Source organism: Streptococcus suis (genome assembly GCF_046032515.1).
GTDB classification, from domain to species: Bacteria; Bacillota; Bacilli; order Lactobacillales; family Streptococcaceae; genus Streptococcus; species Streptococcus suis_AL.
Map to the genome: position 1 here is coordinate 26,134 of NZ_JARQPJ010000006.1, position 12,958 is coordinate 39,091.

13 protein-coding genes are annotated in these 12,958 nt (G+C 44.7%); 4 read left to right on the forward strand and 9 right to left on the reverse strand.

All coding sequences use genetic code 11. The features are described 5' to 3' along the window. The first annotated feature begins 187 nt into the window (after nt 1-187). Together P7J49_RS04010 and P7J49_RS04015 are read left to right on the forward strand one after the other, a co-directional pair. Nucleotides 188-886 (forward strand): ATP-binding cassette domain-containing protein, encoded by a 699-nt coding sequence (locus P7J49_RS04010; protein ID WP_408569542.1) that lies wholly within the window; start codon nt 188-190, stop codon nt 884-886. Between the two features lie 9 nt (nt 887-895). Continuing rightward, nucleotides 896-2,518: a hypothetical protein gene (locus P7J49_RS04015; protein ID WP_408569544.1), complete on the forward strand. Its 1,623-nt coding sequence runs from the start codon at nt 896-898 to the stop codon at nt 2,516-2,518. Between the two features lie 139 nt (nt 2,519-2,657). On the opposite strand, the gene P7J49_RS04020 is transcribed toward P7J49_RS04015, so the two are convergent. From P7J49_RS04020 to P7J49_RS04060, 9 genes are all read right to left on the reverse strand, one after another. Continuing rightward, a complete protein-coding gene (locus tag P7J49_RS04020) occupies nt 2,658-3,680 on the reverse strand; it encodes a YeiH family protein (RefSeq protein WP_408569546.1) in 1,023 nt (340 codons plus the stop codon). Between the two features lie 9 nt (nt 3,681-3,689). Continuing rightward, a complete protein-coding gene (locus P7J49_RS04025; RefSeq protein ID WP_408569548.1) occupies nt 3,690-4,013 on the reverse strand; it encodes an AzlD domain-containing protein in 324 nt (107 codons plus the stop codon). Then, nucleotides 4,000-4,701, reverse strand: coding sequence for an AzlC family ABC transporter permease (locus P7J49_RS04030; protein WP_408569550.1), 702 nt, complete (start codon nt 4,699-4,701; stop codon nt 4,000-4,002). The genes P7J49_RS04025 and P7J49_RS04030 overlap by 14 nt, the downstream gene beginning before the upstream one ends. A 412-nt stretch (nt 4,702-5,113) precedes the next feature. Then, nucleotides 5,114-6,121 (reverse strand): tRNA (adenosine(37)-N6)-threonylcarbamoyltransferase complex transferase subunit TsaD, encoded by a 1,008-nt coding sequence (tsaD, locus tag P7J49_RS04035; RefSeq protein ID WP_408569552.1) that lies wholly within the window; start codon nt 6,119-6,121, stop codon nt 5,114-5,116. Then, nucleotides 6,111-6,551: a ribosomal protein S18-alanine N-acetyltransferase gene (rimI, locus tag P7J49_RS04040; RefSeq protein WP_408569554.1), complete on the reverse strand. Its 441-nt coding sequence runs from the start codon at nt 6,549-6,551 to the stop codon at nt 6,111-6,113. The genes tsaD and rimI overlap by 11 nt, the downstream gene beginning before the upstream one ends. Next, on the reverse strand, nt 6,548-7,231 hold the full coding sequence (gene tsaB, locus P7J49_RS04045; RefSeq protein WP_408569555.1) for a tRNA (adenosine(37)-N6)-threonylcarbamoyltransferase complex dimerization subunit type 1 TsaB: 684 nt from the start codon (nt 7,229-7,231) through the stop codon (nt 6,548-6,550). The genes rimI and tsaB overlap by 4 nt, the downstream gene beginning before the upstream one ends. Nucleotides 7,232-7,537: 306 nt before the next feature. Continuing rightward, complete coding sequence (locus tag P7J49_RS04050; RefSeq protein ID WP_408569557.1) at nt 7,538-8,641, reverse strand: S8/S53 family peptidase; 1,104 nt, start codon at nt 8,639-8,641, stop codon at nt 7,538-7,540. A gap of 36 nt (nt 8,642-8,677) precedes the next feature. After that, nucleotides 8,678-9,259 carry a hypothetical protein gene (locus tag P7J49_RS04055; RefSeq protein ID WP_024377814.1) on the reverse strand — a complete coding sequence of 194 codons (582 nt, stop codon included), beginning with the start codon at nt 9,257-9,259 and terminating at the stop codon, nt 8,678-8,680. Nucleotides 9,260-9,529: 270 nt separating this feature from the next. Beyond that, nucleotides 9,530-10,396, reverse strand: coding sequence for an Rgg/GadR/MutR family transcriptional regulator (locus tag P7J49_RS04060; protein WP_408569558.1), 867 nt, complete (start codon nt 10,394-10,396; stop codon nt 9,530-9,532). A gap of 302 nt (nt 10,397-10,698) precedes the next feature. Between P7J49_RS04060 and P7J49_RS04065 the strand changes: the two genes are divergently transcribed. After that, nucleotides 10,699-10,929, forward strand: a complete 231-nt coding sequence (locus P7J49_RS04065; protein ID WP_408569560.1) for a DNA-dependent RNA polymerase subunit epsilon — start codon at nt 10,699-10,701, stop codon at nt 10,927-10,929. 3 nt (nt 10,930-10,932) lie between these two features. Next, a complete protein-coding gene (rnjA, locus tag P7J49_RS04070; RefSeq protein ID WP_125070047.1) occupies nt 10,933-12,612 on the forward strand; it encodes a ribonuclease J1 in 1,680 nt (559 codons plus the stop codon). Nucleotides 12,613-12,958 lie beyond the last annotated feature (346 nt).

Sequence of the window (12,958 nt, forward strand, 5' to 3'; positions counted from 1 at the left end):
ATAGAAACATTTCAAAATAAAAGGTTATAATTATGTCGAGAAAACCATAAACTATACAACTAAAAAAGGCCTACTCGTCTGATAATATAATCTATAAATCCATTTTATTTTTCCGAAAACTGCTTGAATTTTTTTGTTTTTTATTGTATGATAAAGCCATAACAATATAACAAAAAGGAGATTGGCTATGCAACTGAAATTATCTTCTGTTTCCAAGAAATTTGACCATAAAATCATTTTGGAAGATACTTCCTTTACCTTCGAACAAGGCAAGATTTACGGTTTGCTAGGGCGGAACGGAGCTGGTAAGACAACCCTGTTCAACTGCATTGCCCGCAATCTGACCTTGGATGGTGGCTCGATTCAGTTTGTGAAAGGCGAAGAAACTCTTGACTACGATAATACGGACATTGGTTTTACCCAGACCTATCCGCAACTGCCTGCCTTTATGACGGCTTACGAGTTTGTCCGTTTCTATATGGATATCCACAAGGATAAGCTCAAATCTCCTCGCAGTCCAGAAGAATGGCTGAACTTAGTCGGTATCGGAGAAGAAGACCAGCACCGTCTACTCAAGGACTTTTCCCACGGTATGCAGAACAAGGTCCAGTTACTCCTGTCTTTGATTGTTCAACCTCCTGTCCTGCTCTTGGATGAGCCACTGACTTCCTTTGACCCAGTGGCTGCCCACGAGTTTAAACAGCTGATTCGGGAGGCTAAGAAGGATTCCGTCATTATCTTTTCAACCCATATTCTACAACTGGCTCAGGATCTCTGCGACGAGATTGTTTTGCTCCATCACCAAGAATTACAGGCTGTTCCGAGTGACAAGCTCCACGACCCTGACTTTGAACAGGAAGTGGTTGCCCTCTTGACAGCAGATTAGGAGGAGCTTATGAAAACAATCCTACGTTATTTTTGGTATCAGGAAAAGTACAACCTCTATCGGACCGTCAACGGATTTTTCTACTACTTGCGAAAACTGCCACTTGTGGGCAAGAGTATTCCAGAGAGTATTTTCAAGTCTTACAGTTTTAAGTCGAGTCTCTTTTTGGTCCTGCATATCTTTTCTATTCCCAGTCGCTTTCTTGTCAAGGGTTTGTGGCTGGCCTTGAATTTCTACTTTGCTTCCTTTTGGATGAATATCTTAGCCAGTGAGGAATTGACCTTTTGGAATATTCTTCCAGGGACCTGGCTTCTAGGCTTTTCCATTTGGCTGGTCTTTGTTGGCTATGCCTATCGGTTTGGCAAGGGATTTGAGCCTTTTATCGCCAAGTCCGAGCGGGAATTCATGCAAAATTTTGGACTTTCCCAATCTAGTTTTCTCCAGAGTCAACTCTTTGTAGAGCCCATTATCACCAGTCTGTTCTACCTGCCTGCCCTGCTGATTTTTTCTAGCCTGTCAGGAAATTGGCTCTATCTGCCTCTAGGATTACTGACCATTCCAGCAGGAAGCTTTGCTGGACAGGCTCTCAACCGCTGGTTTTTTAATCGTCAGATTCTATCCCGCCGTAATTCTTGGCAATACTGGGTTATCTTGGGTACTGGTCTAGCAGCTATTGCCTGCCTTATCCTTTTCCGCAATCATCTGTCGCCCATCTTTTTACTGCCCGTCCTTGCCTGTCAGGTCTTGCTGATTTGGTTTAGTTATAAGTATTTGAAGCAACAGACCAACCACCTAGACTATCTTCAATATTGTATGGACCAGTCCTTACAAATGGATAAGAAGATTTTTGAGATGACCAAAGGGAACGAATACACTCGCCAAGGTTTGCAGATGCAGGCTAAGCTTAGTATAGAAAAAGGGAAAGACCTGTCCCATCTGTCAGGCATGACCTACTTAAACGCTCTGCTATTTGACCGCTATCGTTCTGTCCTTACGAAGAAACTGCATTTTCGCTTGGGTTGTCTTTTGGCTATTGTCCTTTTTATTGAAGGAATTCGTTGGTTTTCAAAAGATGACATTCAGATAAGCAATACCAACTATATCGAGGGACTGCCTTTTGCTTTCATGGTCATGTATGCCGCCTCCATGGGTAAGGCTGTCGCACAGATGGTCTTTGTTAATTGCGATATTTCCATGCTCCACTATCCATTTTACCGCGAAGCAAAAACCATTATTGCAGGCTTTCATTATCGTTTTCTGCAAACTGTAAAATTAAATGCTGCCTTCTCTGGATCTCTATTATTGGCCCTCATCATCTTTACTAGAGCGCAGCTACCTATTGAAACCTATCTCCTAACTGCTCTGCTCCTGCTGAGTCTAACAGCCCTATTTTCCTTCCACGACCTCTTTATCTACTATATTCTCCAACCCTTTACCAAGGACATGGAGGTTGTCAACCCAGTCTATAAATTTCTCAGTGGAGCTCTCTACTGGGTAGCCTATCTCAATATCAAGCTGGATATAGGCAGTCACTTGTACCTCCTACTCATTTCCATAGCTATGATTACCTATGTCAGCATCGGCTACTGGATTTTACTGAAAAAAGCTCCGCAGACCTTTAGATTGAAATAATAAAAATAGCCTCTCGCAAGAGAAGGCTGTTTTCTCGTCATTTAGTTTCTCTTTTATTACTTCGTTAACTCGCCTTGCCTAACTTCAGTTATGTCTGCAGCTCGTTGCCTAGTACTAAAAGTAAACTAAAAGACTATATTCACCAAATCCCTAAGATTGCCTGCCAAACCAGTGTCAGCACAGTCACTCCCAGCCAGCAAATTAAACCGACCAGGAGAGCAGCTCTGCCATTTTTCACCAAAGAAAAGACATCTGTTCGCAAACCAATAGCAGCCATGGCCATACAAATGAGGAACTTGGACAGGGTTTTGAGCGGAGTAAAAATGTCCGCACCCAGTCCAAAGTGACCCGCGATTGTTGTCACCAGACTGGCTAGGATAAAGTAGAGAATGAAGGTTGGAAAAACTGCCAAGAGGGACTTCTTGTCTGCCTGCTCCCCCTTCCCTCGACTCCTCCAAATCGCCAAAACTGTCGTAATGGGAATAATGGCCAGGGTACGCGTCAACTTGACCATCACTGCCGTGTCCAAGGTCTGACTGCCCAGGGCGTAAAGGCTATCCCAGGTGGCTGCTGTCGCGGTGACCGACGAGGTGTCATTGACCGCCGTTCCGGCGAACATCCCAAAGGCCTGACCCGAATCTGTCGAAAACCCAAGCCAGGTTGCCAAAGTCGGAAAGACCAAAGCTGCCAAGACATTAAAGAGAAAGATGACCGAGATAGCCTGTGCTACATCTTCATCATCCGCCTGGATAATGGGAGCCGTCGCCGCAATAGCAGAACCTCCACAGATAGAAGTCCCAACGCCAATCAAGGTCGCCAGATGAGATGAAATGGGCAACCATTTCCACATCAGAAATGCCAAAAACAAGGCAAAACTAATTGTTGACAGAATAATTGGTAGAGATTGGCGACCGACTGCAAGGACCGCAGATAAGTTTAATCCAAATCCCAAACAAATCACCGCATACTGCAAAATCTTCTTAGAGGTAAAGGTCAAGCCTGGCAGAAAGGCATTTTTCTTAGAAATGTAGGAATGTAGGCTCATCCCGATTAGAAGGGCAAAAACAGGCCCACCCACCAATGGCAACAAGCCACCTAACCACTGTCCCACCAAAGCCAAGACGAGACAAAGTACCACACCTCTGGCATTTTCTTTTACCATAAAAACCTCCTAAAATATAAAACGTAAAACCGCGGTTGTAACAACACCAACCAAGACTGCTAAAAGGATATTTTTTGTTTTCAAAACCACAAAAAATGTCGGAATGAGGGCCAGACTTTCGACGGGGAGAAGGCTGGGGAGCGAGCCCACCTCTTCGTCCATGATGCTGGACAGGGTCAGGGCAAAGATAATGGTAATGGGTAGAAAGCTGAGAAATTTCACCAACTTTGGAGGCAGGGATTTGTTCTGCGTCAGTACAAAAGGCAGGACGCGTGGTACCCAGGTCACTAGGGCCGCCGCCAGAATAATCAGTAGAATACTAGTTTTTATCATCAATCATCACCCCCACAAAACAACCCAAGAGTGTCGCCAGAAGCACCGCCACATAGGACGATACCAGCACAGACAGGCCGACATAGGCCAGACCAACCGCCAGCAAAATCAAGCCGATTTTTTTCAAAGGAATAGTCCGAGCCATAGCCTCCAACTGCCCTGAGAAAATCCCGACAAACATAGCGACCAAGGCAAAGTCCAACCCAAATTGCTCAGGATTTGGAATAAGACCACCAATCAGATTACCTAGAGTCGTAAATGTAACCCAAGAAGCATAGCCAGCAAAGTTGTTGCCGTACATCCAGCTAGGGGCAATCTGCTTGTCTTCAATGTGTTTCCGCAAGAGAACCGCATAGGATTCATCTGTTAAAAATGAGCCAATCAAGATGTTGGAACCCAGCCTATTTCCCTGAAAAATGGTCGTCGTATGCAGGCACATGAGAAAATTCCGCAGGTTGACAAAGAAAACCGTCACCGCAATCGACAACAAGGGAGCACCTGCCAAAATCATGGCACACATGACAAATTGGGCACTCCCTGCATAGACCAAGAGGCTCATCAAAGCCATTTCCACTGAAGAAATGCCTGAATTAACCGAAACGACACCGCAAGCTAGACCGATACTGGCATAGCCTAGAGCTGTGGGAATGGCATCCCGCAAGCCCTCACGAAAATCCTGTTTTTTCATCTTCTCTCCTTTGAAATCAGGTTATATCATTCTAGTATAGAGGACCAGCCCCCCTCCGTCAATAGAAAAAGGGAGTGAGAAAGAACTCGACTGGTCTAAAAAAGAGTTCCCCTCACTTCCAAACAGTAGGTTCGGGCTAAAATAGTCCACTGGACTATTTTACTCCCACCCCCGCACAGCTCAAACTGTCTGGGAGACAGTTTGAGGTTGGAAATAAGGCAAACTCTGTTCGCAACAATAGTAAAGGTCGGATTTGGAGTGTAAGACACGAATTGCTGAGATTTGCTTCGCAAATCTTATCTCCAACCTTTAACAGTCCACTGGACTGTTAAACCCAATCAACCACTGCGCTGAGATGTTGACACGAACTCTGAGAAGTGGCGCCGGGCTTGAGCCCAGCCCCCCTTCCTTCTTACAAATTCTCAAAAGCCAAACTAGGCTTGGCATTCAAATCCCAGCCAGCAAAGTTTTCCTTGTTGTATTCACTAACGGCTGCCAAGGCAATCATACCTGCATTGTCACCGCAGAGGCGAAGCGGGGGAATAATAACCTCCACATCCGTGATTTCAGCCGCCAACCGCTCTCGCAAGCCCTGATTGGCTGCTACACCGCCCGCTACGACCAAGGTCTTGACAGGGTATTGCTCCAAGGCCTTCTTGGTCTTAGCCATGAGAATATCCATAACACAGGCTTGGAAGGAAGCTGACAGGTCCGCATTAGACAAGCTTTCCCCTTTTTGCTGGGCATTGTGGTAGAGGTTGATAAAGGCAGATTTGAGTCCTGAGAAAGAAAACTCTAAGTTATCTTCCTTGATCATAGCCCGTGGGAAGTTATAAATGTCCTGCCCCTCATGTGCCAACTCATCAATCACCCGACCAGCTGGATAGGGCAGACCCATGACCCGCCCCACCTTGTCATAGGCCTCTCCGACCGCATCATCCCGCGTTTCACCGACGATTTTGTAGTCGCCTGCCTCTGACACATAGACCAACTCCGTGTGCCCACCGCTGACCAAAAGAGCCAAAAGTGGAAACTCCAACTCCTTGACCGCACGCGCCGCCATCAAATGCCCTGCCATGTGGTTGACAGGAATGAGCGGCAAACCATTAGCCCAAGCAAATGCCTTGGCAGCTGAAATCCCGACCAACAGGGCACCAACCAAGCCAGGCCCATAGGTCACAGCCACAGCCGTCAAGTCCTCTGCCATCACTTCCGCCTCCAACAAGGCCTCCTCGATACAGGCCGTAATCACTTCCACATGGTGACGGCTGGCCACTTCAGGTACCACCCCGCCAAACCGCTGGTGGCTGGCAATCTGACTGGCAATGACATTGGATAAAAGCTCCGCGTCATTTCGCAAAACAGCCACCGAGGTCTCGTCACAGGAGGTCTCGATCGCCAAAATCAATCTATCTTTCATCACGTTCTCTCTTCATTATCACCGCGTCCTCGACAGGATGGCGGTAGTAGTCTTTTCGTTTTCCTATTTTGGTAAAATGCTGGCGTGTATAGAGGGCCTGAGCTGCACTATTGGACTCCCTCACTTCGAGGAAGATGTCTCCATCCCAGTCCATCACAGCAGCCATCAGTTGACTGGCGATTCCCAACCTCTGAAAATCAGCCTTGACAGCAATCTGCAAGATTTCCATCTCATCCAGCACCGTCTGCACAGCCAAAAATCCGACTAATTCCTGACCCTCATAGGCCAGATAATAATCCTCATCCTGACTAGCCATACTGGAGGCAATCTGTTCCAAGGTCCATGGAGACTGCTCATAAACCGACTGCATAACTGCCAAAACAGCCTCCGCCAGATTTTCCTGACCGTCGTAGTGTTTAATCTCTATCATACACGTTTGATATAACTTTCTGAGCCAGCTTGGTTGTCCTTGAGCCAGTTCTCCTCTGCCTCTACTCGCTTGAGATAGTTGGGTTCAAAGCTGGTGACATCTACTGCTGGCAAGTCTTGACCAATCACCGCCAGTTGATAGGCAGACGGCAGACTAGTTTGGTAATGGGCAGCTGGCAGAACTTGCTCGATTTGCTCCTTAAAGTTCTCAACTTCTCCAACAAAGGTGATATTTTCCTTACCAGACAGGCTAGAAAGCAAGTCTTCAAAAGACCAGTAGTGGTCTGCCTCGACTGCTCTGCCATTTTCATAAACACCTGCATAGACGCAGTTCCGGCGGGCATCGATGAGGGGCACCACCAGACCCGTCAGGCTAGGTGGAACCAGGGACTGAAGACTAGATAGCCCCACCAAGTCGATCTTGAGGGTGTAGGCCAAGGTCTTGGCAGTCGCCACCGCCACCCGCAGACCCGTGTAGGAGCCAGGCCCCTGAGCGACCACAATCCGCTCCAAGTCTTTGGGCGTCCAGCCCACCTGTGCCACCAAAAAATCGACCACAGGCATGAGGCTGATACTATGATTTTTCTTGACGGCCAGCAGGGTTTCCGCCTGCAAACGACCGTCCTCCACCAAGGCAACCGACAGGGCCTGATTGGAGCTGTCTAAAGCAAGTATTTTCATCTTTTTCTCTTTCCTTACAATACTACCTTCTATTGTATGCTAACTTGGGGAATTTTTCAAATATAGAAAACCTCCTATGAGTATAGGAGGCAAAAAAATCTCATCAAAAATGAATACTACCGAAATATCCCAGTGTAACAAACAGCATCAACCAGATTGAAAATACAATTTGAAAGAGGGACGTTACGACGACAAATCCTTTTTGTAGCTTGGAAGTAGCCTTAGCAAAGTACCTTGTCGAAAAATAGACTTGAACTCCAACAATAAGGACAACGAACACAATTGAAATTAATTCCATCTAACACCTCACATTTGAGTCGGCAAAATTAACAAGGCAAGAATAACCAGTAACACGTCCGTTACAACGATGTACCGCATATAAGCACCCCGCACCTCACTCTCTTTTCTCGCGGTGAGTATCCCTAGGATTGTCTGGAAAACAAGAAGACCTATCAGAGATAGAGAGAGCACTGTGTAGCTGTTATTTACCAAAGCTTGATGCGTTTCATAACCAGCCAACAATGGAGACTGCTTGCTCTTCACAGACCGTGCACTAAAAAAGTCATCTAGTTGCTTGGTGATTTCTGCATCGGTTTGTCCGACGGAGAGCAAGTGGGCAATTGTCCCCGAAACAAAGGCCGTGCTAAAAGAGGAACCCTCGCTTCGTACAATCCTGTTTTCCATTGACAGCGTTTCTTGAGAGTACGGTGCGTAGTAAGCAATCTCTTCCTGCGGATTCAATAACGTAAAAAATTCATTGTAGGTACCTACGGAGACAACCCCTTCAATCGTCAAAAGAGGGTTTAGGGCCTCTACCTTTTTCAAATCATAAGCTGGGACAACCATATAGCCACCTTGTTGAAGGTAGGCTTCAACCACATCTTCCAATTCTTTACTTGGATTGGTCACCACCATACTCAGATTCACAACATCAACATGATCTTCAATAGCCTGCTGAACAGCTTTGACAAGGTAGTCATTTTTTATCGTCCCGTCATCATCCGTTACCTTGTAGGAAAACAATCTTGCTTCCGGGCTCAATCCCAGCGTTAGCACATGATTATTCTTAGCACCAATGATACTGGCAATCTTTGTCCCGTGACCAATGGTATCAAAGACAGAGGTTGAAGTGGAAAAAACTTGCATATCCTCAACATAAAACTCATCTACCGCTTCTTCCCTTATACCAGAGTCAATGATAGCAACTCTGACCTCCTGAGTCGGCTTTGCTGTCGGATCAATGTTGGGATAATAACGCGATGTTCCCCAACCTGTATGCTGGTGGTTAAGTGGAAAACCCGAAAATTGACCAAGTGGATTGGAAACCAGCCCCTCTCTAAATAACACCGCACAAACCAAGGCAAGAAGACAACTAACAAGCCCAAACAGTCTTAGTATTTTTTGAATCAACCTGCAACTCCTTCTAATTTTATACAAACACATTTATTAATGTCTATGCCAATATGGACTGTGACCAATCCTAGGAGAACAATTTCTATATAAATCCGCTCTACAGTAACGCAAATTGGGATTCTTAATGATAGATTCATAAACACATTGGCTAACAACTGCCATAGCTATGTTACAATCTGAGGTAATAAAATTTTGGTATCCCCAACCATTATTATCTAAACAGTATGGAAGACCACCGCCTGAAAGAATTGCATCTGAATTTTCTGCGGTCTTATCAATATATACCATTGATAACGGTACCTTCATATCAGAATGATTGTAATCCATAGTGGCTTCAATCATACCTTTAATACTCTCCACCTCATCAGGAGTCGCATTCGGAAAAGCCTCATTTGGTAGATCTAAGATTTCTTCAAAACTATATAGAGGCTCCGTCTGTGCTGCAACCTCTATTTGTTGCTCCACAATCAACTGACCTTCAGCCATTTCACTAATAACAACAGCCTCAGAATGGTCTCCGTGACTAGAGTGGTCTCCATGAGACTCAGCAAACACTAAAGAAGCTGGAAAAACCAATGAAAACAGCATAGTAACTGCTAAGAACTTCTTTTTCATAAAACTACTCCTATCTTTTTTATAGTACATCTACATTGTATCATCTTCAAAACGAAATAAAGTCCACTTACAAATCTGTAAGTCAATTTTTTAAACTTACAAATATGTAAGTCATTTTAACAAATAAAATGTTGTGCTATACTAAAAAGAAAAAGAGGTGCGTTCTATGAAAAAGAATATATCAATTATTGTACTCGCTTTGTTGCTATCAATTCCAATCGTTATTGACCCATTATCCAATCCTGTCCCCATTCTCCTAACTTCTTATTTTTAAGACTCAAATCTTAAAAAATGAACCCGGATAATCGAAGCTGTCTGATCATCTATCAATTCCTGTATAGATTGAATGTAGGTTTCGATTATCTCTTTTTCTTTGTCTGAACGACCATTTTCGATATAGTCCAATAGCAGACGATAATAGCGAGCCATTATCTTTACAAAGGTATCTTTAAAACTAATCATAGACTCCATTTTATCTAAGTAATAGGAAACTTGAGAGTATATTCCTCTATCAAATAATTCCGAAATCGTATTGAGTAACGTAGATTTTATAAGTTCCTGATGTTTCCTAAGTTTATTAAAAGATTTTTCTTCCTTACATAAGTCATGAGCAAAATACAATAACATCCGATTATTCAACAACATCTGTGCATTCATAAATAGATAAAGCTCAAAACTTGTCCACTCCTCAATAGCGAAGAGATAGTCTGCCAAATATTGCCTATCTTCTTCTTCAACATTATCTATCCCTTCTAAAGCGACTAAAGCGACCTTGATAACAATAGCATTAAGCCGAGAGTAAAGTTCTCCTTCATCTGCTAACAAATCTGATGTTAATAAAGCTTTCAAAGCTTCTTTGTCCTGCTGGTAATACAAATCTGAGATGAGATTGGCCAGCTCGATATGAGGTGCTTCTTTATATCCATGGTATTTGTAAGTAAATTCTTCCATGGTCATGTTAATACCCTCGACAACTACAATCAACTTATCCGCTGCCAACATAGACTTGCCCGACTCAAAGCGTGATAGCTGGGCTGCTGTAAAGTCTCCACCGACAACATCCTTTTGTTTGACCAAGCGAGAACCACGGAGTTCTCGATAAAACTCCCCTAAACCCATTTGTGGTACTATACCCATGACTCATCCCCTCTCTTGATACATTGAAAATTCCGTTTTCATTTATTATACTATCCAAATATATTTTTGTCAATTTTGCTTATTATTCTGCCAAATGACTGTTTGTTTCTGAAAATCACGACACTTTTCCATTTTCCTACCAAACCCTTTTACCATCAGCATATTTTATGGTATAATGAAGAGTACATTTAGACTGAATAAATTGACAACTCGAGAAAATTGAATAGACATTACCAAACATACCCAACTGTTTGGGGCTTTTTTCATAGTTGCCAGTCAAAAAGAAAGGAACTATACTACACATGATTTATAAAGTATTCTATCAAGAAACAAAGACCAGCCCACGCCGTGAACAAACTCAAGTTCTCTATGTGGAAGTGGACGCTACTTCTGAATTGGACGGACGTATTAAAGTTAAAGAATTGGTTGAAACCAAATTCCCAGCCTACAATGTCGAATTTGTAGACCTTCTCTCTGATAAGCACCTCGAATACGAGAAAGAGCACGCAGATTTCAAAATTACGGAGTTTTAATCCATGTCATCAGTCAATCTAAAACCTCATGAAGTTGGCGTATTCGCCATCGGTGGTTTGGGAGAAATCGGGAAAAATACCTACGGTATCGAGTATAAGGATGAAATTCTCATCGTCGATGCCGGTATCAAGTTCCCAGAAGATGACCTATTGGGTATCGACTACGTTATCCCAGACTACTCCTACATCGTTGAAAACCTAGACCGTGTTAAAGGTCTGGTCATTACCCACGGGCACGAAGACCACATCGGAGGCATTCCCTTCTTGCTCAAGCAGGCCAATGTCCCAATCTATGCAGGTCCATTAGCCCTTGCCCTTATCCGTGGCAAATTGGAAGAGCACGGACTGCTTCGTGACGCAACCTTGCATGAAATCAACCACAAGACTGAGTTGACCTTCAAGCACCTCAAAGTCAGCTTCTTCCGCACCACCCACTCCATTCCAGAGCCACTCGGTATCGTCGTTGACACCCCTCAAGGGAAAATCGTCTGTACCGGTGACTTTAAGTTCGACTTCACGCCTGTTGGTGAGCCTGCTGATTTACATCGCATGGCTGCTCTCGGTGAAGAAGGCGTTCTCTGCCTCCTCTCCGACTCTACCAACGCCGAAGTCCCAACCTTTACCAACTCGGAAAAAGTGGTCGGTCAATCCATTATGAAATTGATTGAAGGCATTCACGGACGTATCATCTTTGCTTCCTTTGCCTCCAACATCTTCCGCCTGCAACAAGCTGCAGATGCCGCTGTTAAGACCGGCCGCAAAATTGCTGTCTTTGGACGCTCCATGGAAAAGGCCATTGTTAATGGTATCGAGCTCGGCTATATCAAGGTGCCTAAGGATACCTTCATCGAGCCAAACGAGATCAAAGAATATCCTGCCAGCGAGATTATGATTCTCTGTACAGGTAGCCAGGGTGAGCCTATGGCTGCCCTCTCCCGCATCGCCCACGGCACCCACCGTCAGGTGCAACTCCAGCCAGGCGACACGGTCATCTTCTCGTCCAGTCCTATTCCGGGAAATACCACAGGTGTCAACAAGCTGATTAATATCTTGATTGAAGCCGGTGTTGACGTCATTCACGGCAAGATTAACAACATCCATACCTCTGGGCACGGCGGCCAGCAAGAGCAAAAACTCATGCTCCGCCTAATCAAGCCAAAATACTTCATGCCTGTCCATGGCGAATACCGCATGCAAAAAATCCATGCCAGCCTAGCTGTTGATACTGGCGTGCCAAAAGACAACATCTTCATCATGGAAAACGGTGATGTCCTAGCTCTGACCAAGGATTCTGCCCGCCTAGCAGGCAAATTCAACGCTCAGGACATCTATGTGGACGGAAACCGTATCGGTGAAATCGGCGCAGCTGTCCTCAAAGACCGTCGTGACCTCTCAGAAGACGGTGTTGTACTAGCTGTTGCTACCGTTGACTTCAAATCCAAGATGATTCTGGCAGGTCCAGATATCCTCAGCCGTGGTTTCATCTACATGCGTGAATCTGGAGACCTCATCCGCGAAAGCCAACGCGTCCTTTTCAACGCTATCCGAATTGCCATGCGCAATAAAGATGCCAATATCCAAACGGTCAACGGAGCCATCGTTAACGCGCTAAGACCATTCCTTTACGAAAAAACAGAACGTGAGCCAATCATTATCCCAATGATTCTCACACCTGATCAATAACACACTAAAATCCCAGAGGTGAAATCTCTGGGATTTAATTTATATTAACAAGTTAACCCAGATTAGAAAAGACCGTTATCAAGCTCATTCCTTATATTTCTTAGCTCAGGCTGAAACAGTCTCTTCCCAGACTACTTCACTCCACTGGACCATTACTCGCTCTCTAATTTTCAAGCTCATGAACAAAGGACCCGTCGGGGTCCTAATTCGCTATCTGGTTTTCAAGCTCATGTTCATTCCCTCGCCCTGCTATTTCTGAGCTCGGGCTGAAACAGTCTCTTCCCAGACTGTTTCACTCCACCGGACCATTACTCGTTTTCCAATTTCTCGGCTCGTGAACAAAGGA

What these genes read in the sequence shown, in the direction of transcription:
- rnjA (WP_125070047.1), top strand. Translation starts at nt 10,933, where the DNA reads ATGTCATCAGTCAATCTAAAACCTCATGAAGTTGGCGTATTCGCCATC.
- rimI (WP_408569554.1), bottom strand. Translation starts at nt 6,551, where the DNA reads ATGATAGAGATTAAACACTACGACGGTCAGGAAAATCTGGCGGAGGCT.
- P7J49_RS04015 (WP_408569544.1), top strand. Translation starts at nt 896, where the DNA reads ATGAAAACAATCCTACGTTATTTTTGGTATCAGGAAAAGTACAACCTC.
- P7J49_RS04065 (WP_408569560.1), top strand. Translation starts at nt 10,699, where the DNA reads ATGATTTATAAAGTATTCTATCAAGAAACAAAGACCAGCCCACGCCGT.
- P7J49_RS04010 (WP_408569542.1), top strand. Translation starts at nt 188, where the DNA reads ATGCAACTGAAATTATCTTCTGTTTCCAAGAAATTTGACCATAAAATC.
- P7J49_RS04025 (WP_408569548.1), bottom strand. Translation starts at nt 4,013, where the DNA reads ATGATAAAAACTAGTATTCTACTGATTATTCTGGCGGCGGCCCTAGTG.
- P7J49_RS04055 (WP_024377814.1), bottom strand. Translation starts at nt 9,259, where the DNA reads ATGAAAAAGAAGTTCTTAGCAGTTACTATGCTGTTTTCATTGGTTTTT.
- tsaD (WP_408569552.1), bottom strand. Translation starts at nt 6,121, where the DNA reads ATGAAAGATAGATTGATTTTGGCGATCGAGACCTCCTGTGACGAGACC.
- P7J49_RS04020 (WP_408569546.1), bottom strand. Translation starts at nt 3,680, where the DNA reads ATGGTAAAAGAAAATGCCAGAGGTGTGGTACTTTGTCTCGTCTTGGCT.
- tsaB (WP_408569555.1), bottom strand. Translation starts at nt 7,231, where the DNA reads ATGAAAATACTTGCTTTAGACAGCTCCAATCAGGCCCTGTCGGTTGCC.
- P7J49_RS04060 (WP_408569558.1), bottom strand. Translation starts at nt 10,396, where the DNA reads ATGGGTATAGTACCACAAATGGGTTTAGGGGAGTTTTATCGAGAACTC.
- P7J49_RS04030 (WP_408569550.1), bottom strand. Translation starts at nt 4,701, where the DNA reads ATGAAAAAACAGGATTTTCGTGAGGGCTTGCGGGATGCCATTCCCACA.